Here is a 20,241-nt window from a genome sequence, read left to right on the forward strand (position 1 = left end):
AGCATTCTTTCCGCATGGAGATCCGCTTCCAGACCGTGCGGTTGAACAAGCGGTTCCCGCTTCAGATCAGCCGCGGGACGTCGGCCGGGTCAGAAAACCTCTACGTTTATATCGACTGGGACGGGGTGACCGGGATCGGGGAATGTGCCCCGGGCATCTCGGAAGAGGATCCGCCCTGTGGCAGCCTGATAGAGCCGCTGGAGCGGCTCTTCCGCGACCACGCGATGCAGGGGCCGGAACGGATCTGGGCGGTGGGCCACGAGGCGGGCGTGCCGAGTTGGGCGCTTGCCGGGCTCGACGTCGCCTATTGGGACTGGCTCGCCAAAAAGGCCAACTTGCCGCTTCACAGGTTGCTCGGATTGGCGAAACCCACGGTGCCGACGAGCGTGACGGTGGGGATCAACCCGCCGGACGTCGTGACATTCCGCTGTCGCGACTGGGTCGAGCGCTTTTCCCCTCGATTTGTGAAGCTCAAACTGGGGAGCCCTGCGGGAATCGAGGCGGACCAGGCGGCCTATGAAGCGGCGGAGACGGCCCTGGCCGGGACAGGCGCCAGCCTCCGCGTCGACGCCAACGGCGGCTGGAACCTGGCGGACGCGAAAACAATGCTCAAGTGGCTGGCAGGGCGGGGGTGCGACTACGTCGAGCAACCTCTGGCGGCGGGAACCGAGGATATGCTGCCCGAGCTCCTTGAGGGCAGGCTCTTGCCCGTGTTCTTGGATGAATCCATTCGCACCAGCCGCGATGTGGTCCGGCACAGCGCCTCTTGCGACGGTGTGAACCTCAAGCTCATGAAGACAGGGGGGATCACCGAAGCGATGCGCGTGATCGGCGTGGCGCGCGCCCATGGCTTGCAGACCATGATCGGCTGTATGGGAGAGAGCAGCGTGGCGATCGGCGCGGCCGCCTCGATAAGCGGCATCATTGATCACATCGATTTGGATTCACACCTGAACCTGGAGCCCGACCCCGCCACCGGTTTGGACTGGAAAGAGGGCATGACCATGCCCTCCGACGCCCCCGGCCACGGGTGCTGGCCGAGGGAGGCGCGATGATCCAGCCGCAACACCGCCTCGCGCTCTATATGGCGGGCGCGTTCGAGGAGGATACGGGCAAGATGGGCCTGGGAGTCTTGCGCTATTCGCGCAATGAAGTCGTGGCCGTCGTCGACCCCGCCCACGCAGGCGACGACCTTAGACACCTTTCTGGCGTCGACCGCGACGCGCCGATTGTGGCGACCGTCGGGGAAGCGGCCGCATTGGGAGCGGACGTCCTCGTGCTCGGTATTGCGCCCTCGGGCGGTCGCATCCCCCAGGCCTGGTGGCCGGTGATGGACGATGCGGTGGCACTCGGCTTGAGCCTGGTCAACGGCCTCCACGACCGCCTCGGCCCGCGCTATCCGAACTTGGCGAGCGGGCAGTTCGTCTGGGACGTCCGCGTCGAGCCGTCGGGACTCGGGGTCAGCCAGGGCCGGACGCGGCTGCTCAAGAACCGCCGGGTGCTGTTCGTGGGTTCGGACATGAGCGTCGGCAAGATGACGGCCGGGCTCGAGACCTTAAAAGCCGCCCGCGACAGAGGGATCCCGACAGGGTTCGTCGCCACCGGCCAGATCGGCATTGTCATCACGGGGGCGGGCATCCCCCTCGACGCCGTCCGCGTCGACTATGCGGCCGGCGCCATCGAGGCCGAGACTTTGAAGCACGAAGGCTGCGAGATTGTACTGGTCGAGGGCCAAGGGGCGTTTATCCATCCGAGCAGCACGAGCCCGTTGCCCTTGTTGCGCGGCTCGCAACCGACCCACCTGGTCCTTTGCCACCGGGCCGGGATGAAGACGCTCGGCAAGTTGCCCTGGGTCGAGATCCCGCCGCTCCGCGCCCTCGCCGAGCTGAACGAGACGGTCGCCGAGGCGGCCGGCGTCTTCCAACGCCCGCGGACGGTGGCGGTCGCGCTGAACACGGCCCACATGAGCGCAGCGGAAGCGGAGCGCGCCGTCCAGGAAGCAAAAGAGGCCACGTGCCTGCCGGCCTGTGACCCCGTCCGCCATGGGGCGGAGGTTCTTCTCGACGCGATCCTAGCCTAGTCGCGGCGGGCCGCGACGAGGATCTTTCGCCACGAGGGCTTAGCTAGGTCGTCGGTCTGCACACCTTTGCGGCCAGAACTTGAGTGGATGAAGTAGGCGCGCCCGTCGCCCTGGAAGCCAAGGAAGATGCCGGTGTGGCCGATCTTGCCGCGCTTGCTCTCCCAGAAATAGAGCCGGTCGCCTGGCAGCAGGTCTTCGAGCCGCTCCACCGGCTTGCCGACCAGAGCCTGCTCGGCTGCCGTCCGGGGGAGGTCTACCCCGATCTTTCCGAAGAGCTGCTGGACGAAGCCGCTGCAGTCGACGCCGTTGTTCAGGCTGTTGCCGCCCCAGACGTAAGGGGTGCCGATATAGTTAAAGCTGTACTGCAGCATCTGCTGCTTTTCCGGGTCGTTGGCGCGGACGGCCACGCCGCCTCGCGAGGTGGTGTTGCCCCTACTGACAGGCTGGTTGATCCGAACGTCATAGGGGAGCCGCGCGACCTTGTCCGCCTCGATGAACCCGCTGCGACCGTTCTGCAACACGACCGAGAGCCAGCCTTCATGCTTGGTGGCGTTCACGATCAGGTACTGGAACTTCTTGGTCCTATAGTAGATCTTGCCCTTCGGGCTGGCGCTGGCATGGATGGCGGCCACGTCGACGGCCTGGCCGAGCTTGCCGATCACCTTGCCGCCACTCGCACCGGCCGTCTGGCCAAAGCACAGTGCACAAAGGAAAACCAATAGGGAGAGCAAGCCAATCCTCATAGCTCTGGTTTCGATTATCGGCACGAACGGCCTGCGAGTCTACCTGGCCAGGACCGTTGCGAAGCCTTGCAGGATCAGACGTCCGTCGGTCGAACCTAAGTTCGCACGGCTCGCCCGTTCTGGGTGCGGCATCATCCCGAGAACGTTTCGAGCCGGGTTAAAGACGCCCGCGATGTCGTTCGCGGAACCGTTCGGATTGATCGGCTGGGCGGGGTCCGGCCCGGCGACGTACCGGAACGCGACCAAGCCTTCGCCCTCGATCCTGCGAAGGTCTTCCTCGCCGGCCGTGAAGCGGCCCTCGTTGTGGGCGATCGGAATCTGCAGGGGCCGGTCGACCGCCTCGGTCCAGATGGACCCCCGCTCTTCGGCCCGGATCCAGACGTCGCGGCACACGAACCGCAGGCCCCGGTTCTTGAGCAACGCCCCGGAGAGGATGCCCGCCTCACAGAGGACCTGGAACCCGTTGCAGGCGCCTAGGACGGGGCGCCCCTCTTGGGCGAACCGCTTGACCTCGTCCATGATCGGCGCCCGCGCCGCGATCGCCCCGCCTCGCAGATAGTCGCCATAGCTGAAGCCGCCAGGCAGGAAGACGCCCTCGAAGCCGGCCAGGCTCGCCTCCTCGTGCCAGACGTATTCGGCCTGAAACCCCATGTCGTCGCGCAGGGCGTGGAGCGCGTCCTGGTCGCAGTTCGCGCCGGGAAACCGGACGACCGCGATCCTCAAGCGAGGACCTCGTAGCGATAGTCCTCGATCACGGGGTTTGCGAGCAGACGGTCGCACATCGCCTTCACTTTGGCCTCGTCGAACTCGGGCATCTGCAGGTCGACCACCTTTCCGATCTTCACTTCCTCGACCTCCGGGTAGCCAAGCTTCCGCAGCGAGCCGAGGACCGTCCGGCCCGCCGAATCCAGGAGCCCTTGCTTGAGCATCACCGTCACCCGCACTTTCACCACGCCCCGATTTTGACAGCGATCTCCCCTAAATCGGGGGTGCCGGAAAAAAGACCTGAAAAGACGGAAACGGCCGAACGTCCCGACCGTCCGACCAACGTCTCCTACACTGGAGGGGGAGCAGAAGATGTTCACGGTAGCGAGTCTGGGTGTTGCGACCTTATGCGTCGGCTTCTCGGCGCCTAGGGCGGAGGCTTTCCGCAAGCCTGTCCTGAATCCAGAAGTCTTCTTCTTCCCGTTGCAGATCCCGGGTGTCGCCCCGGCCACGGTTTTCACTTGGACTTCTGGGACGACGACCCTGACCATTCGTTTCGGGTCCTCTGACGGCCCGGCCGCGCTCGTTCCCCTGCAGTGCGACGTCCTTGCACTGACCCCTCAGGACGTGTGCGCCGAGGCGTGGGCAAGGCGGGCGAGCGAGTCCTTCTGGAGCCGATTGGACGCGATCCGCGCGGTCGAACCGGCCGTCACCGGCTTCTGAGGGCCGCGCCTTATCCCGGCACTGCCCGTCCCTTCGCGCCACACTAGCTTCGCGACCCCATGCGCGCGCTGTTCCGTAGACTAGACCCCCGCATCACCGCCGACCTGCGCAAGCAGAAGGTGCCGATCAGCAAGGGGCTCGCCTGCGTGGCGGTCTCGGGGCTCCTTGCGGCGGCGGTCATTCCCCTGACTAAGTTCGCGGTCGGGGCGATCAACCGCGCGGACCTGCCCACCCTCGGCATCGTCTGCCTCGCGGTCGTCGGCGTCTTTGGCCTCAAATACTTCTTCACCCGGGGGCAGACTTACTTCTTGGGCCTGGCCGCTGCCCGGCTCGGGACAGACCTGCGCCGCCGCCTCTTCGCAAAGCTGCAGCGCCTGCCCGTCGCCTACTTCAACAACAAGCGCGAGGGAGCGTTGCAAAGCGTGCTGAGCAACGACACGAACGTTTATCAGAACGCGGTCACCCTCATCCGCGATAGTATCGACGGGCCCGCCAAGGCGGTCCTCGCACTTGGCGCTGTGTTCATGATGAACTGGCAGCTGGCCCTGGTCGCCTTCGCGTTCGTGCCCGTCATCGCGTGGTTCGTGCACCAGAACGGCAAGCGGTTGAAGCGGGCACAGGCCCAGTTGCAGGACGACCTCGCAGACCTCACCGCCGTCAGTCAGGAGGCGATCGCGGGCCAGCGGGTGGTGAAGGCTTTCGCGGCGGAGAGCCAGGTGCGGGCGATCTTCGAACGCTATCTCGACCGGCAACTTGCCAGCCAGGACTACGCGATCCGCAAGACGGCGCAGCTCCGGCCGATGGTGGAACTAATCGGTGCGGTCTCCCTGGCCGCGATCCTCTACCTCTGCGGGGTGTTCGCGAAGGCTGGCATCCTCGCGGTGGAAGACATCGTCGCCCTGACGCTCGCCCTCGACCTCGTGAACCAGGGCATGCGCAGCGTCGCGAACGTAAACGGCGTTTACAACCAGGTCCAGGCGGCGGCGGACCGCATCCACCGAGAGGTGCTCGACGTGCCGGAGGAATCTCACGGGCAGACCGGCCAGCGAACCTTGCCCAAGCCGAGCGGCCGCATCGAGTTCGAGAACGTGACTTTTGAGTACCCCGACGGCACCCGCGCCCTCGACCAGGTCAGCTTTGTGATCGAGCCCGGCACCTCGCTCGCGCTGGTCGGGCCGAGCGGGGCCGGGAAGAGCACCATCGCCGACCTCCTCTTGCGGTTTTACGACCCGACTTCGGGCCGGGTCCTCTTCGACGGCGTCGACTTGCGCGAGCTCGACACGAGTTGGTACCGCTCGAATTTTGGAGTCGTGCCGCAGAGCACGTTCCTTTTCGCGGGCACGATTGCGGACAATCTCCGGTTAGCCGCACCCGAGGCGGACCAGTCGCGCATCAAGGAAGCGGCCTGCCTGGCCCACGCCCACGACTTCATCTCCTCGACCCCGGAGGGTTACGGCACGGTGCTCGGGGAGCGCGGCGTGCGCTTGAGCGGGGGCGAGGGACAGCGCCTCGCCATCGCCCGCGCCTTGGTGCGCGATCCCCTCGTCCTGCTGCTCGACGAGGCGACAAGCAATCTGGACGCGGTGAGCGAGCAGGCGGTCACGGAGGCGCTGGACGAAGCCATGCGCCGCCGCACGACCCTCTTCATCGCCCACCGGCTCACCACGGCGGCCCGCGCCGACCGCATCGCCGTGCTCCGGAAGGGGCGCATCGTCGAGCTGGGCTCCCATGCCGATCTCATGGCCTCGGGCGGCGCCTACGCGGGAATGTTCCGCGCGTTCACGAGCGGGATGATCGACGCCGATGTCTGACAAGGCCCTCGTCCTCTCGCAAGTCACCGCCTCCTATGGGGCCAAGCCGGTCCTCAAGGGGCTCGACCTCTGCGTCGCGCCAGGGGAGCGCCTCGTGCTCTTGGGGCCCAACGGGGCGGGAAAGACGACACTCCTCAAGGTGCTTTGTGGGGCGATGCCGGCGGGCGGCACGGTCACGGTGATGGGGCGGCCGGTGGCCGCGTTTTCCCGCCGCGAGATGGCCCAGACCGTCGCCTTCGTGCCGCAGGTCGAGGCCCCCGCCTTCGCCATGACCGTCCGTGAGCTGGTCCTCACCGCCCGGCTGCCGTGGTCGAGCGGGATTTTCGAGTCCGCCGCCGACCATGACGCGGTCGAAAAGGCCCTGGCCGACGCGGAGTGCGAAGCGCTCGCCGGGCGCCCGGTCACAGACCTCAGTGGGGGCGAGTTCCAGCGCGCGGTCATCGCCCGGGCCCTGGCCCAAGAGACGCCCATCGTCCTGATGGACGAGCCGACCAACCACCTCGACCCCCTGCACCAAGTGGAGGTGGGCGAGTTGGTGGCCCGAATGGCTGCCCTGGGGCGCACGGTCGTGGCGACGTCGCACGACCTCGGCTGGGCGTTCACCCACTTTCCCCGCGCGGCGTTGCTCTGCGAGGGAAGCATGGCTTTCGACGGCTCCGCCGAAGACTTGGCGTCTTCCGCCGAGTTGGCGAAGGTCTATGGGGTGGGCTTTGCCGGGCGCGGGCTCGTCCCCGTCCGCTAGGTTCAGCTCGCGGCCAAATCCGGCAAGCGTCTGGCGTTGTGGACCAGCGCGGTGCCGTCGAAGACGCGGACAGGAGCGCTGGAGGAGCGGACGGGCGACTCCCAAGAGTCGAGGTCGACCAAGAGCTCGCCCCCTCTGCTCGCGACGCTGAACCGGCCCGAGAAACCCGACCGCCGGGCCCAGACCACCGCGGCCGCCACCATGCCGGTGCCGCAGCCCAGGGTCTCGCCAACCGCCCGCTCCCAAATTCGCAACTCGAGCGACCGGTCACCCGTGGGCCGCGCGTACATGACGCTGACCCGCTCTGGGAAGACGGGGTCGTTCTCGATCAGGCTGCTGAGGCGCGCGAAATCGGGGTCTTGCGGAAGCTCGTCGACGATCGCCACGAAGTGGGCGCTCCCTGTGCTCACGGCGGTGCCGACCACGCCATGGACCGCTTGGTCGATGAACGGGAAGGCGCTGACGACGGGCACCGCCTCGGGCGAAAAGTCCGCGGGCGGAAGCTCGATCGTGGCGAGGCCGTCCTTCACTTCGGCCGGGATCGGCCGACCGCCGTGCCAGATGGTCGTGCGGCCCTCGAACCACCCTTCCAGGTGCCCGTGCCACGCCGCACACCGGAGACCGTTGCCACAAAAGTCCTCACTCCCGTCCGGGTTGAACATGCGCAGGCGCATGTCCCGGCCGTGCCGACCGACCACGAGCAGACCGTCCGAACCGATCCCGAAGCGGCGGCAGCAAGCCTCTCGGGCCAGTTCCGGCAGGGGCAGCCCGACGACGTCCCGCTCGTCCACGAGCACAAAATCGTTTCCGAGCGTCTGGGTCTTGAAAAAGGGAAGGGAGGTCATTCTCTTCTTGGGATTTGAGGGGTGCGAAGCGTCTTGGTCAGATCAGACTTTCGAGCCGGTAATGGGCCGAGCTCGTCGTGCGCCGGAACCATTCGCCCTCTGGGCAGACGAGCGGGAACCACCACGCGGCGGGGCGCTTGCCCGCATGCTCCAGGCCCTCCGTCGAGACCACGGCCTCTCGCACAATTTTGACCCGGGCCAGTTCGGCCTCCAGGGCAATGTCGCGGCGGCGTCGACGGGCATCGGCCATTTGAGGGGATTGGACGAGGGCTTCTTGGGCCGCGACAAGTTCCCGCCACTCGCTTCGGAGCCGGGCGATCTCCGCCATTGCGTCCGCGACGCCGTGGGTCAACCGCTCACGCTCCTCCCAGTCGGCCTCGGTCGGGTCCTTCTCGAAGATCCGGTCGCGCCAGTGGCGCCCCTTCGCCCGTTCGGCCTCTTCGCGCCGTCTGGTGGCCGCCTTTAGACCTTGCACGACCGCTTGCCGCTTGGCCTTGATTTCGGCCACAGAGGCACGGACCGAGCCCATCTCGTCGTTGACAGACTCGTACTGTCGGGCCAGGCAGCTCCAACTTCCTCGAAGTTCGGTGGACAAGAATCGGATCAGTTCCAGCGGGCGGCGAAGCTGGCCCAGCCCGAAAAGGAGGCTGCGTTGCTTTTCGCCGACTTCGCGCCACCGGGCGGCGAAGCTGTTGGCGCTGAGGTCGACGGTCCCGAACGGGCCGCGGAGGGGTTCGGGCAGGCGGAACCAGGAGCAGCAGTCGTAAAGGGCGTCCCAAGGCTCGTAGCCGACGCGAAGGATCGGATTCAGGCGGAGCGGATAGCCGCTCGCGGCGAGGAGCTCGTGCATGTGGCGGCTCTGCTGGACGTAACCGCTCGCCCCCTCGTGGAAGACGAAGACGAACTCCTGGGCGAGCATCCCGATGAGGGTGACGGCCTTGCCTACCAACGTGCAGTCCGGTCCGAACTTGGCTTCGACCAAGGCGGCTAGTTCTTGGGCGTTCCCAGGACGCTTCTTGTAGCTGAAGGCGACGGGGGTCGGGGTCAGCACGACGGCCCCGCGAGTCCCGATCAGGAGCGTTCCACGCCCCGCCCCCGGGATCACGAGGTCGAAGGGGATGGCGCCCGCGCCGAACCGCTCCAAGGAGTAGGTCTCGCTGACGGCGACGGCCTCGTCATAGGCCCGGCAGGCAGCCTCCCGGCTTTCGGGCGCGAGGAACAGGCTCAGGATCTCGAACCGGGGCAGCCCGGCGGTGGCCGAATTGAACTGGAGGAGCTCTGTGGTGGTCGTCGTCTCCAAATCCACCGCTTCGTTCGCGGCGAACTCGTACATCGGCCTCAGGAGCCTGCGGTAGTAGTGGGCCAGGCTCAAGCCGGGCGCGTCCGCGTCCTCGCAAGCCAGGCTAAGAAGGCGCTCTGCGGCCTCACCCGCCGGGTCGCGGTTCGGGCCGGCGATGCAAGCCAGGCTGTCCCGGACGGTCTGCTGCAGGGTGGCGAAAAGTGTGCCGAAGAGGGGGCCGACCTGCTTTTCGGCCGTCACGCGGTGCTGTTCGGCGTTCAAGGCGACCACTCCGCGCCACCCGAAGGCCTCGGTGGCGGCGTCCAGGTAACCGGGGCGCTCTGCTTGGATTCTGCCCAGCTTGGCCCCGTAGTGGGCCAGCGTCTCGCGGGTCACGACCGTCTCCGAACCGAAGAGCGAGGAGAACTCGGCCGCCGCGCTCCAGATCCCCTTCGTCGTCGTGTCGTTGTGGGGGAGCGCCTCGAACCCGCCGCTGCTGCCCTTCTGGGCGAACTTAGCGAAGTAGTCGGTGTCATGGACCCCGGCGATGAAACGACGCCCCGAGCCAAGCCGCTTCGAAGCAAGGGCCACGCCCGCTTTCATGGGCTCGTCCCAGAAGACCGTTTGTCCTAGGGCCAGGAAGGGCGCGCCGGGAGCGATCTTTTCGAGTTCCCGTAGCACCGCGACCTGGGTTGGACAGCTTCCTTCCATGGGGTTGACGAGGGGTTATACGTTGGGCCGCGAATAAGGTCCGACCGGTCCTATCCTCGGAAGGACGGGCGATTGCGGCCGGTTCCCATTTTCCCTGAGAAAAAGGTCGGGAAGAACCGAGAATTGCTAACAAGGAAGCTTCGTGCCCGGAAGGCACGGGGCTCGGAAGTCGGAGATGAACCAGGATAAGCGCGCAGGAAAGGCGGGTGAGGCGGTCAGCATCAGTGCGGCCAGCCGCATCACCGGTGTCGAAGTCCATACCTTGCGCTATTGGGAACGGGAGTTCGCCCAGTTCCTGCATCCGACCCGGACCTCGGGCGGCCAGCGACGCTACCGCACCGAGGACATCCAGACCGTCTTCCTGCTCAAGCGGCTCCTCCGGGACGAAATGTTCTCGATCGCCGGTGCCCGGCGGCACCTTGAGAAACTGGCCCGCGACCAGGCCGCCTAGTCGATCTCGATCGGGCACTTCACCAAGGATCTGAGCTTTTCGCGGTGACCGACGCGGACGCCGACGAACCTCAAGTCGGCCACCTGGCCGCTCCACTTCTCCGAAAGCTCTCGGCACGCTTTGCCGTCTTCGGCGGTCATCATCTCGACCCCGCAATCGGTGAAGACCGTCACCCTGACCGGTTTTGCCGCGGCCGCCAAGTCCCGGTCGATCAGTTCGAAGAGCCTCGCGAGGTTCGTCCCCTTCGTGGCCGAATCGCCCGTCAGGTTCCGCTTCAAGAACTTGCCCGCCTCGGCCTCGTCCGAGAACGGCCCTGAGTTGTAGATCTCGGCCGGCTTGGAGTCGAAGCGGTAGACGATCACCTGCCTCGCGTTGCTCCCCGCCAGAAGGGCCTGGGCTTTGGCGAACGTCCGGGCCTCGAACTCGCGGGCGCTGCCCGAAGTGTCGATCGCGACGATCTCCGTTCCTTTCAGGGGCGGCGGCTCGCAGCCAAGGGCGAGGGCCATCGCCGCGACGAGGAGGCTAGCTCGCATAGGGCTCACCCACTGGCTCGCCAAGCTCCTCCGACACTCCGTTGTCGCTCTCTAGGTGCCTCTTTCGCACCATCGTCCGTGCGTTCTTCTCGTAGCCGTCGGAAATCTTCTGGTTGTTGATCCGCTGGCGTCGCTCCTCGATCTCTTGGGTGAGCACCGCGATCTGGTTCATCAGGCCGCGCAGGGTCTGGTATTCGATGTTGCGCTCGAGCTCCGCCCGGTCTTCCGCGTTCTCCCGCTCCATGCGCATCCGTGCCGAGAACTCTTCTTCGAGCCGTCGATTGGCGGCCTCGCGCTCCTGCTCGGTGGCGCGTTTCTGGGCCTCGTAGGATTCCAGCAACCCCCGGTGCTCGATCGCCACACGCTCTTCCAAGCGCTTCTGGTGCGCGGCGACCTGCTCCTCGTAGACACGGGTGTCCCGCTCGCGCTTGGCGGCGAGCCGCTCCTCTTCCGTCGCGCTCTCCTCGCCGGCGCGGAACGCTTTCAGGGCCGAGGCGAGAAGAAGCGGGGTCGTGATCCCAAGGCAGACGAGGAAGGCTTGCCAGCCGTCCATCGGCGTATCGGTAAAGCTTGCGGCCGCCGTATAGCGTTGCAGGGCCACCGAGCCCAAGAAGGCTTCCAAGCCCAGGAAGACCACGCCCACGCTGATGAACCCGGCCAGGCCCCAACCATTGATCTCGCGAAGCCGCCACCGCCGTCCCGCGAGCAGCGCAAGGTGCGAGACCATCAGCTTGAGCGCGGCGATGAAGGTCACGCCGAGGACGACGGCCGTCCAAAGCGAGGACGGGTTGCGCCGGTCGAAGATCCCGGCGATCGTCGAGATCCCCACTCCGACGAACCCGCCGATCGGCAAGAGGAGCACCCACAGCACGACGTCGCCCAGCCAGGAGAGCCAGCGGTTCTTTGCGGGTTTCTCCTTAGGCTCCTCCGGGGCAGAAGTGGGGGATTGGAGAGAGATCGGAAGGCGCGGCTCCAGTGGAGCGGGCGTCGCGGGCGGGGCTTCCAAGCCCACCGCGGCTGGCGCAGACTCGAGCACGAGCACGCGCGTGCCGACCTCCGGTGTCAGCCGGTGGCACGTGTTGGTCGCGGGGTCATAAGCCAGCGAAACCGCGCCCGCCGCCTCACCCGCCGCAAGTCGAAGCTCACGGCGCCTCTCGCCCAGGACGTCGAGTTCTTTGCGCATATGTTCGAGCCGTTCGCGCGCGGCCGAATCCGCCTGAGCCCACTCGGCTTTAAAACGTTCGCGCCGGGCGCGGGGGTCGCTGCTGTTCACTTCGGATTCCATCCCGTCTCCGGCCCAATTAACGGGGGAGGGCCTGGGTAGGTTGCAGAGGCCCTTCCGCGTCGATCTCGTAACGTCGCATCACAGATGGGGAAGCGCGTGGTGATCGTCGGCGGCGGGTTCGGGGGGATGGCGTGCGCGCGCGCCCTCAAGGGCCGGGACGTGCGCGTCACTCTCCTAGACAGGGAGAACCATCACCTCTTCCAGCCGCTGCTCTATCAGGTGGCGACCGCGGGCCTGTCCCCGGCGGACATCGCCTGGCCGATCCGCGGCGTGCTGAGCGCGCAAAAGAACACCGAGGTGTTTATGACCGAAGTGGAGGCGGTCGACCTGCAGCGCCGAGAGGTGCGGCACAGCCTGGGCACCTTGCCGTTCGACGCGCTCGTGATCGCCACCGGCGCAACCCACAGCTACTTTGGCCACCAGGAATGGGAGACCTTTGCGCCCGGGCTGAAGACCCTCAACGACGCGACCGAGATCCGCAGCCGCATCCTGGGCGCGCTCGAGATGGCCGAGGCGGCGCCCACGCCGGAGGAGCGCCGGGCGTGGCTTTCCTTCGTCGTGGTGGGCGCGGGGCCGACCGGGGTCGAGATGGCTGGCGCGATCAGCGAGCTCATCAGGCGGGCGATGGACTCCGATTTTCGGCACTTCGACCCCTCCGACGCCTGCGTCTTCCTGGTGGAAGGCGCCGCGCGCGTCCTGCCCGGGTTCCCCGAAAAGCTGAGCCAGGCGGCCCTCGACGCGCTGGACAGGCTCGACGTCCGCGTGCTCTTGGGCGAGACCGTTCAGGAGATCGGCGAAGGCTCCGTCCGGACGGACAAGGGGCGCTACCCGGCGCACGTGGTCGTCTGGGCGGCGGGGATCAAGGCTGCGGCCGGCGCGGCCTGGCTCGGCGTCGAACCGGACCGTGCGGGCAGGATCAGGGTCGACGACCGCTGCCGCGTGCTCGGAATCGCCGAGGAGGTCTACGCGATCGGCGACGTCGCGCACTTTCCCACCGAGGACGGCCGCGGTTTGCCGGGAGTCGCCCAAGTGGCGATCCAGCAGGGCCAGTACGTCGCCCGGGCTCTGGTGGGGGAGCCCCAAGGGCCGTTCGTCTACCGCGACCGCGGCTCGTTGGCCACGATCGGGCGCAACCGCGCGGTGGCGGACATCGGCCGGTTCAAGTTCAGCGGGTTCTTCGCCTGGTTGGTCTGGCTCTTCGTGCACGTGTGGCAGCTGCTCGGCGTCCGGAGAAAGCTCTCGGTCCTGACGACCTGGGCGTGGGCGTACTTTCTTTACTACCGGGGCGCGCGCCTGATCACGAAGCACCGCGACTCCTAGGCGACGCCTCGGCGAGTCTTGCGCGGATCGTAGCGGCTGGTCGGCCCCGCCGCCGCGACGGGGTTCAGCAAGTGCCCTGCGATCGCCCGGCCGAGGGGGACGGGAACGGCGTTCCCCAGTTGGCGGTAGCGGCTGGAAAGGCTCCCAAAGAGGCGCCACTCGTCGGAAAAGCCTTGAAGCCGTTGGTACTCTTGGATGCTCAAGGGGCGGAGCTCCTCGGGATGGGCGAGCAGCGTCGCGGGCATCGTCGGGTTCGTGACCAACGTGGGCGAGGGCTCGTCCCAGGCGATACGGCGCATGAAGCCGACCCGCCCTCCGCCAGCCTGGAGCGCCCCGCCCAGCGCCTCCGGCCAGAGCTCGGGCGGCAGGTCGCGCCAGTTCTGGCCCGGTCCGAGCAAGGGCAGGAACTTGCGCTGTCCGGGCCGCAAGGGCAAGTGCTCGTGCCGCGCGATCCCGGAGGTCGCCGAGCGGAAAGTGCGTGCCTCGCCAGGCTCGTTGTGGGGGGCGATGGTCGGCAAGGGATCGCCCAGCGAAGCGACCACCACGAGGCGCTCCCGCCGCTGGGCGGCACCGTAGCGCGAAGCGTCGTAGAGGTCCCAAGTCACCGCATATCCCGATTCGGTGAGGCAGGCGGCGAGGTGGCGCAGGGCGCCGCCGGGGCCTTCCTCCAGGGCCAGGGGCGGGTGGTCCGGCCCGCGCTCTCGGTGCGGCCGGTGGCGGAGCGGGGCCGAGAGCAGTCCCCGGACGTTCTCGATCACGATGAACCGGGGGCGCAACGCGACCGCCAGGGCGAGGAAGTGCATGGCGACGTTTCCGCGTTCGTCCTCCAGCGACTTGCGCCGACCAGCGGTGGAGAAGGCCTGGCACGGCGGCCCCCCCACGACGGCATCGAGTTGGCCGGGCTCCACCCCGAGGCTCGACCGCAAGCCCTCGAGGTCCAGGTCACGGATGTCCCCCTCCAGAAGCGGGGTCTCCGGCCGGTTCTCACGGATCGTCCGGGCCGCGTCGGGGTCCCGCTCGTTCGTCCCGAGGCAGCGCCAACCCGCTTCCTCGAACCCCTGGTCGAGCCCCAGGATCCCGGAGAAGAAGCTGAGAAACGTCGGCCGCACCAGTGACAACGGACGTTCGCGGAGCGTCATTGGACGCTCGCCGCAGGGGGGCGCGTTAGGCCATAGGAACTGCTCTTGGGACGCTGGTGCGACGCTCCGCCTAGTTGGCCCGTCAGGCGGAAAGCTCGTCGGTATACTCGACCGAGCCGGGGATGAGCCCCGGCGGATAGGTTTCACGCGCCATGGCAACTACCGGCACCGTCGTCCAAGTCACCGGCCCCGTCGTCGACTGTCGATTCCCCACCAGCGACCTTCCCGAGATCTACAACGCGATCGAGATCAAGGACGAGAAGCGGCACATCGACCTGACCGTCGAGGTCGCCCAGCACCTGGGCGACGACATGGTGCGTTGCGTCGCGCTCAGCTCGACCGACGGCCTCGTCCGCGGGATGTCCGCGCAAGACAGCGGCGCGCCGATCAGCGTGCCCGTCGGCGAGTCCACCCTCGGGCGCGTCTTTAACCTGCTGGGCAAGCCCATCGACGAGCGCGGCCCGGTCGACGACACCCACCGGTTGCCCATCCACCGCGAACCGCCGGACTTCGCGGACCAGAACGTCAAGGTCGAGCTCCTGCAAACCGGCCTCAAGGTCGTCGACCTCCTGACGCCGTTCAACAAGGGCGGCAAGGTCGGCCTCTTCGGGGGTGCCGGACTGGGCAAGACCGTTCTCATCCAAGAGCTGATCCGCAACATCGCGGTCGAGGCCTCGGGCGTTTCCATGTTCGCCGGGGTCGGCGAGCGCACCCGCGAAGGCAACGACCTTTGGCTGGAAATGCAGCACACGAAGTTCAAGGACAAGGACGGGATCGAAAAGGCCGTCCTTGACAAGACCGCCATGGTCTTCGGCCAGATGAACGAGCCGCCCGGGGCGCGCCTGCGCGTCGCGCTCACCGCGCTGACGATGGCCGAGTACTTCCGCGACGAGGTCGGCACGGACGTGCTGATCTTCATCGACAACATCTTCCGGTTCGTCCAGGCGGGCTCCGAGGTCTCGGCCCTTCTCGGTCGCATGCCGAGCGCCGTCGGCTACCAGCCGACCCTGGCCAACGAGATGGGCTTCCTACAAGAGCGGATCACCTCGACCAATAAGGGATCGATCACCTCGGTCCAGGCCGTCTACGTCCCCGCCGACGACCCGACCGACCCCGCTCCCGCCACCACGTTCCAGCACCTGGACGCCTACGTCTACCTAGAGCGCGCGATCGCCTCGAAGGGCCTCTACCCGGCCGTCGACCCCCTCGCCTCGACCTCCAAGAACCTCGACCCGCGCATCGTCGGCGAGGAGCACTATAGCGTCGCCCTGCGCGTGCAGCAGATCCTGCAGCGCTACCGCGAACTGCAAGACATCATCGCCATCCTCGGCATCGACGAATTGAGCGACGAGGACAAGCAGACCGTCGCCCGAGCCCGCAAGATCGAGCGCTTCTTCAGCCAGCCGAACTTCGTCGCCGAACAGTTCACCGGCAACCCGGGCCGCTACGTCACCGTCGATGAGACCGTCCGGGCGTTCAAGGAACTCGTCGAAGGCAACCTCGACGACATCCCCGAACAGGCCTTCCTCTACTGCGGCGGCCTGGACGACGTGATGGAGAAGGCGAAGAAACTCGCTGCCGTCTAATTCCCCCTCCCCAGGCTCGGGGAGGGGGCCAGGGGGAGGGGAAGGGCGGTATGGCGCCACCCACCCCTCGACCCGAGCCAAGAAGAGAAGAGCGGCCCCCCCCCCCGGTCTTGGGGAGGGGGCCAGGGGGGAGGGGACGAGCGGTATGGCGCCACCCATCCCTCGACCCAAGCCAAGAAGAGAAGAGCGGGAGCTTGCATCCCCCCTCCCCAGGCTTGGGGAGGGGGCCAGGGGGAGGGGACGAGCGGTAAGGCGTGCCACCCAACCCTCGACCCAAGCCAAGAAGAGAAGAGCGGCCCCCCCCAGTCTTGGGGAGGGGGCCAGGGGGAGGGGAAGTCCCGAAGCCTGACGCTTAAGCAGCCTTCTTCTTGCCTTCGGCGCCACCCGCAGCGACCGCGAGCGTCACCTGCACCACCGGCAAAGGCACCAGGTCCGTGGCCTGCCCTGTCAAGGGGTTGACGAAACGATAGGCCGCGGCATACGTGCCCGGGCCCACCGCGATGTCTCGCGAGAGGTTGCCCGTGGCAAAGGCGAAGAACTCCTTTGAGCGATAAGCCTCGGCCGAGGGTTTGCGGTTCTTGCTCTTCAGCTTCTGCAACAAGAGTTCCGTCCTCACGCCCAGGGCGTTGCCCGCCGTGGCCGTGAAGGTCACCTTGCCCGTGCCCGCCACCGCCGTCAGCGAGATCGAGTCGCCGACAAAGGCGTTGGTGGGCGGGACGGTCGGCAGAATCCCCGTCGGCACGATCTGCAAGAACTTCGCGCCGAGCTCGACGAAAGCCTGGATGCCGGTCAGGGTGTAGTCCTCGCCCGTGACCGGGTCGGTGCGCGTCTGCGTCTCGCCAAAGGCGTTCCAGTCCGCCACCTGCTGCGCCGTGAAGTTCTTGAACGTGCGCGCCGCCTTGCTCAGGTTCGCGCGGGCCGACTCCTGCGGGGCCGTGTTCGGGTTGGTCGGGAAGACCCAAGGACGGCATGCGAGCCCGTTCCTGGTCTTGGAGATGACCACAGTCCCGTCGCGCCCGCGAAGGTCCTGGAAGGCCATGGATAACCTTGCTTTCATCTTCTTTCTTTTCTCCTGAAGCCCTGTGTGCCCCTACGCCATGGGCCAGAAACGAACGCGAGGCTCCATGGTACGAATTGTCGGCGCTTCGGCGTCCGAAACTTTAGCTCCCGTTTATCCGGTAACTGTCAGAAGACCTCGAAACCGCCCCGTTCCAAGTGGGATCGACTCAAAGAGGGAGGGGTCTGCTCCTCGGCCAAGGCAACCGCAAGAACCGGGTTGAGAGCGGTGCAATGGTTTTCAGTCCTCATCCTCCCGTTAAGGAGGGATGCAAGGGACTGCTTGCTCTCGTTTCAATCCCCATCCCCCCGTTAGGAGGGATGCGACTTCGTATCGAAAAAGTCCCCGAGAATGCAAAACAGGTGTTTCAATCCTCATCCTCCCGTTAGGAGGGATGCGACGCCCGGTAATAACCCTAATTGGATCATCCGATCTATCCGGTTTCAATCCTCATCCCCCCGTTAGGAGGGATGCGACTTGATCGTCGCCGACCTGGGGACCGGCGTCGCCGCCGCTTGGTTTCAATCCTCATCCCCCCGTTAGGAGGGATGCGACTACACGGTCGCCTACACTGCCGTACAGTCCGTGCCCGTCGCGTTTCAATCCTCATCCCCCCGTTAGGAGGGATGCGACTTGGGCGTGGCCATACGCGGGGTGGACCCCGTCCTCGTTTCAATCCTCATCCCCCCGTTAGGAGGGATGCGACACGACCGTCTCGGTGTTGCGGACGTTCATCGTATCGCAGTTTCAATCCTCATCCCCCCGTTAGGAGGGATGCGACGATCCGCGAGTTCGCGCCCGCCAGTTCCGCCCGGAGCGTTTCAATCCTCATCCCCCCGTTAGGAGGGATGCGACGTCGTCCATGACGGCCGAGCAACATTGGGAGACGATCTCGTTTCAATCCTCATCCCCCCGTTAGGAGGGATGCGACCGTCGTGACCGGGGTCAACCGGTTCGGCGTGGTCACGCTCGGTGTTTCAATCCTCATCCCCCCGTTAGGAGGGATGCGACGGCGGGCGAGACGCCCGCCCCAGGTTCAATTTACCCCTTCCGGACGCCTTATCATTTCACGGCCCCTTTGCAGTTTTCAATGTGCGGCTGGCTGGTTTGTACCTGAAGGGCGGCGCGAACCTCAAGTTCGGCGCGTCATCGCCTCCGATCCGCGCTAGACAATGAGGGGCGCCTCAAAGTCAGTGCCGTGGGCGAGACCGTAGACCTTGACGCAGTCGGCAAACTCCGCCTTAAGGAAATAGACGCGGAAGGTGTCCTGCTCCCTCGAGATGATGCCGAGCACGCGCTTGAGCATCTTCTCGTAATCGACCGGCGTGACGCTCACTTCGAACACCGATTTTTGCACTCGCGTCCCGAAGGCTTCACAGGCTTTGGCGACTTTACGCAAGCGGCGTTCGCCTTCCGGCGTGGTCGTGTCGACGTCGTAACAGGCGACGAGATGCATGCGGCTTTTCATTGCGGTTCGTAAGGGATGTAATGGGGAATGTCGCCACGGAAACAGCGCGCCATAATGCGGGCTTGCACATGCGGCAGCAAGCCGATCGGCACCCTCTCTTTGAACATGGCGTGCCGCACCTCGACCTGCTTGCGTTTCTGATAGGCCACCAGCAACTTCTTGCGCCCGTCGTCGGTGAGCATGACACTGCCACCGGGGCGGACCTTGAAGTCTTCGGCGGTAAGTTGTTTGCGGTTGATCAGGGAGAGGGCTAGGCGGTCGAGGACGATCGCGCGGAACTCTTCGACGAGGTCAAGTCCAAGGCCCGGCCTTCCCGGCCTCAGCACGTGCAGGATGCCGAACTGGGGGTCGAGGCCCACACCTTCGAGGGCCGAGGTGCAGTCGTTCGTCCAGAGACTGTAGAGGAAGGACAGGAGACAGTTGGCCCGGTCGCGCGGGGGCCGGCGGCTCCGGCCATCGAAGCGGAAATCGACTCGCTGGCTCGTGATCATGGCGTCGAAGACGCCGAAGTAGACCTGGGCTGCCATTCCTTCGATACCCCGGGCCTCGTCGATCGTTTGCACATGGGCGAGCTGGGCCAACAGGGACGCGGTCTGACCCGCGGCAGACTCGAACGCAGCGCGGCTGGGCTCCTTGCCTTCCCGCGCAGCCCTGAGAAGCACTTGCCGGGCGTTCTGGAGCTTGGCGGCAACGACGCGCAGGACGAAGTCGAAGCAGAGCCCTTCGTCGTTGTGGAAGTCGTACTGGGCTTTACGGAGGAGGACGTTGCCGCTCGTCTTCCCCTGCACTCTAGCGACGAAGCGGCCGTTCGGGTTCATCAGGACCAGCGCCCGGCCGTCCGTAGCGCAACGCCCTAGAAGAGGAAAGGAGGCCGCCACCCTTCCGAACAGCACGATTGCGCCGAGGTGGTGAAGCGGCACCTTCAGGGCAACCTTTCGCCGGAGCAGTCCGCCGCCGGCCCCCTCCTCACTTTCGAGGCTCGGGCCACTTTCTGCCGATGGGGAGGCGGCTTCTGGCACCTCGACGAAGACCTGGTCGTTCTCCAAGCGGCAGTAGGCGCCGTCGGTGCCGACATAAAGCGTGTTGAGGAAGACCTTGGTCACGGAAGCTCGACCTCGTTCCTCAATACGAACGGAGTTTGGTCGAGTGCCCCGGCCGTCGCGACCGCCCGCGGCAGGCAGGCGTCGATAAGCGAGCATCGAGGGCACCGGCGGTCGTTCAATGCAGGGGGCAGGCTCTGACCGGCGAGCATCCGCCTCACAGCACCAATCGCCTCTAGGGTGCCTTTTCGCAGCTGGTCGTCGAAAGCGACCGTCTTTCGCTCCTTGGTCTTGCCGAAGTAAAGCGCGCCCTCTTCAATGCGCGTCTCGAACATCTCCTCCAGGCAAAGCGCCTGGGCGCAAAGCTGGATGGCCGCGTGCCGCTCGTGCCTAGGGCCACCGGACTTGTACTCGACGGGCACGATCCGACTCCCCCTCCCCACTTCCTTGGGGAGGGGGTTGGTGGAGGGCTCGCGGAACTCGACGACGTCGGCCTTTCCGACGAGCCCCAGTTCGTCCGACCAGATCGGCAGCGCCCGTTCGACCTTAACCCCTTTCTCTACCCGTCCCACGGGCTCGTCCGCCCGCTCGTGGGCGTGCGCCCCCCGGACGGTAAAGACGTTCTCGTCCCACACGCTCTCGAGATGGATGAGCCCGCACTGCCGCGGGCAGTAGCTCCAGTGCTCGAGGGCGGAGATGGGGACGAGGACGTCGTGGGTCACC

General features: G+C 66.3%; 20 protein-coding genes and 1 CRISPR repeat array. Of the genes, 8 read left to right on the plus strand and 12 right to left on the minus strand.

Translation table 11 applies throughout. The features are described 5' to 3' along the window. Positions 1-14 precede the first annotated feature (14 nt). Positions 15-1,055 (plus strand): dipeptide epimerase, encoded by a 1,041-nt coding sequence (locus tag KF733_03405; GenBank protein ID QYK56531.1) that lies wholly within the window; start codon positions 15-17, stop codon positions 1,053-1,055. Next, positions 1,052-2,080: a DUF1611 domain-containing protein gene (locus tag KF733_03410; GenBank protein QYK56532.1), complete on the plus strand. Its 1,029-nt coding sequence runs from the start codon at positions 1,052-1,054 to the stop codon at positions 2,078-2,080. The genes KF733_03405 and KF733_03410 overlap by 4 nt, the downstream gene beginning before the upstream one ends. On the opposite strand, the gene KF733_03415 is transcribed toward KF733_03410, so the two are convergent. The 3 genes from KF733_03415 to purS are packed head-to-tail and all read right to left on the minus strand — an operon-like array spanning position 2,077 to position 3,776. Continuing rightward, positions 2,077-2,823 carry a C40 family peptidase gene (locus KF733_03415; protein QYK56533.1) on the minus strand — a complete coding sequence of 249 codons (747 nt, stop codon included), beginning with the start codon at positions 2,821-2,823 and terminating at the stop codon, positions 2,077-2,079. The two genes, KF733_03410 and KF733_03415, sit on opposite strands and share 4 nt — an antisense overlap. A gap of 39 nt (positions 2,824-2,862) precedes the next feature. Next, on the minus strand, positions 2,863-3,546 hold the full coding sequence (gene purQ / locus KF733_03420; GenBank protein ID QYK56534.1) for a phosphoribosylformylglycinamidine synthase subunit PurQ: 684 nt from the start codon (positions 3,544-3,546) through the stop codon (positions 2,863-2,865). Next, the gene (gene purS, locus KF733_03425) at positions 3,543-3,776 is read right to left on the minus strand and encodes a phosphoribosylformylglycinamidine synthase subunit PurS (protein ID QYK56535.1); all 234 of its coding nucleotides are present in this window, start codon (positions 3,774-3,776) and stop codon (positions 3,543-3,545) included. Before purS ends, purQ begins: the two co-directional genes overlap by 4 nt. A gap of 124 nt (positions 3,777-3,900) precedes the next feature. Between purS and KF733_03430 the strand changes: the two genes are divergently transcribed. Genes KF733_03430 through KF733_03440 form a run of 3 tightly spaced genes read left to right on the plus strand, consistent with a single transcriptional unit; the run spans position 3,901 to position 6,804 of the window. Next, positions 3,901-4,251, plus strand: a complete 351-nt coding sequence (locus tag KF733_03430) for a hypothetical protein (protein ID QYK56536.1) — start codon at positions 3,901-3,903, stop codon at positions 4,249-4,251. A 59-nt stretch (positions 4,252-4,310) separates the two neighbouring features. After that, a complete protein-coding gene (locus KF733_03435; GenBank protein QYK56537.1) occupies positions 4,311-6,062 on the plus strand; it encodes an ABC transporter ATP-binding protein in 1,752 nt (583 codons plus the stop codon). Continuing rightward, complete coding sequence (locus KF733_03440) at positions 6,055-6,804, plus strand: ABC transporter ATP-binding protein (GenBank protein ID QYK56538.1); 750 nt, start codon at positions 6,055-6,057, stop codon at positions 6,802-6,804. The genes KF733_03435 and KF733_03440 overlap by 8 nt, the downstream gene beginning before the upstream one ends. 2 nt (positions 6,805-6,806) lie before the next feature. Here KF733_03440 and dapF read toward each other — a convergent pair whose 3' ends face one another. Next, positions 6,807-7,649 carry a diaminopimelate epimerase gene (dapF, locus tag KF733_03445; GenBank protein QYK56539.1) on the minus strand — a complete coding sequence of 281 codons (843 nt, stop codon included), beginning with the start codon at positions 7,647-7,649 and terminating at the stop codon, positions 6,807-6,809. A 37-nt stretch (positions 7,650-7,686) separates the two neighbouring features. Next, the gene (locus KF733_03450) at positions 7,687-9,639 is read right to left on the minus strand and encodes a hypothetical protein (GenBank protein ID QYK56540.1); all 1,953 of its coding nucleotides are present in this window, start codon (positions 9,637-9,639) and stop codon (positions 7,687-7,689) included. 175 nt (positions 9,640-9,814) lie between these two features. Here KF733_03450 and KF733_03455 point away from each other — a divergent pair, with 175 nt between their 5' ends. Next, positions 9,815-10,090, plus strand: a complete 276-nt coding sequence (locus tag KF733_03455; protein ID QYK56541.1) for a MerR family transcriptional regulator — start codon at positions 9,815-9,817, stop codon at positions 10,088-10,090. On the opposite strand, the gene KF733_03460 is transcribed toward KF733_03455, so the two are convergent. Both KF733_03460 and KF733_03465 read right to left on the minus strand, forming a co-directional pair. After that, entirely contained in the window at positions 10,087-10,623 is a 537-nt protein-coding gene (locus KF733_03460; GenBank protein ID QYK56542.1) for a VWA domain-containing protein, read from the minus strand. The genes KF733_03455 and KF733_03460 overlap by 4 nt on opposite strands. Then, complete coding sequence (locus tag KF733_03465; protein ID QYK56543.1) at positions 10,613-11,896, minus strand: hypothetical protein; 1,284 nt, start codon at positions 11,894-11,896, stop codon at positions 10,613-10,615. The genes KF733_03460 and KF733_03465 overlap by 11 nt, the downstream gene beginning before the upstream one ends. 96 nt (positions 11,897-11,992) lie before the next feature. Here KF733_03465 and KF733_03470 point away from each other — a divergent pair, with 96 nt between their 5' ends. After that, positions 11,993-13,228 carry an NAD(P)/FAD-dependent oxidoreductase gene (locus KF733_03470; GenBank protein QYK56544.1) on the plus strand — a complete coding sequence of 412 codons (1,236 nt, stop codon included), beginning with the start codon at positions 11,993-11,995 and terminating at the stop codon, positions 13,226-13,228. Here KF733_03470 and KF733_03475 read toward each other — a convergent pair. Then, positions 13,225-14,337 (minus strand): DNA cytosine methyltransferase, encoded by a 1,113-nt coding sequence (locus KF733_03475; protein ID QYK56545.1) that lies wholly within the window; start codon positions 14,335-14,337, stop codon positions 13,225-13,227. The two genes, KF733_03470 and KF733_03475, sit on opposite strands and share 4 nt — an antisense overlap. 182 nt (positions 14,338-14,519) lie before the next feature. On the opposite strand from KF733_03475, the gene atpD reads away from it, so the two are divergent. Next, positions 14,520-15,953 carry a F0F1 ATP synthase subunit beta gene (gene atpD, locus KF733_03480; protein ID QYK56546.1) on the plus strand — a complete coding sequence of 478 codons (1,434 nt, stop codon included), beginning with the start codon at positions 14,520-14,522 and terminating at the stop codon, positions 15,951-15,953. A gap of 352 nt (positions 15,954-16,305) precedes the next feature. On the opposite strand, the gene KF733_03485 is transcribed toward atpD, so the two are convergent. The 4 genes from KF733_03485 to cas4 all read right to left on the minus strand — a co-directional run bounded on the left by KF733_03485 (position 16,306) and on the right by cas4 (position 20,240). After that, on the minus strand, positions 16,306-17,010 hold the full coding sequence (locus KF733_03485) for a hypothetical protein (GenBank protein ID QYK56547.1): 705 nt from the start codon (positions 17,008-17,010) through the stop codon (positions 16,306-16,308). Positions 17,011-17,300: 290 nt separating this feature from the next. After that, positions 17,301-18,021: a CRISPR direct-repeat array (repeat unit 37 nt; unit sequence GTTTCAATCCTCATCCCCCCGTTAGGAGGGATGCGAC). Positions 18,022-18,175: 154 nt separating this feature from the next. Next, the gene (gene cas2 / locus KF733_03490; GenBank protein ID QYK56548.1) at positions 18,176-18,478 is read right to left on the minus strand and encodes a CRISPR-associated endonuclease Cas2; all 303 of its coding nucleotides are present in this window, start codon (positions 18,476-18,478) and stop codon (positions 18,176-18,178) included. Beyond that, positions 18,475-19,581, minus strand: coding sequence for a type I-C CRISPR-associated endonuclease Cas1 (cas1c, locus tag KF733_03495; GenBank protein ID QYK56549.1), 1,107 nt, complete (start codon positions 19,579-19,581; stop codon positions 18,475-18,477). Before cas1c ends, cas2 begins: the two co-directional genes overlap by 4 nt. Beyond that, positions 19,578-20,240, minus strand: a complete 663-nt coding sequence (gene cas4 / locus KF733_03500; protein QYK56550.1) for a CRISPR-associated protein Cas4 — start codon at positions 20,238-20,240, stop codon at positions 19,578-19,580. The genes cas1c and cas4 overlap by 4 nt, the downstream gene beginning before the upstream one ends. Between the last annotated feature and the right edge of the window lies 1 nt (position 20,241).

Source organism: Fimbriimonadaceae bacterium (assembly GCA_019454125.1).
GTDB lineage: Bacteria > Armatimonadota > Fimbriimonadia > Fimbriimonadales > Fimbriimonadaceae > JALHNM01.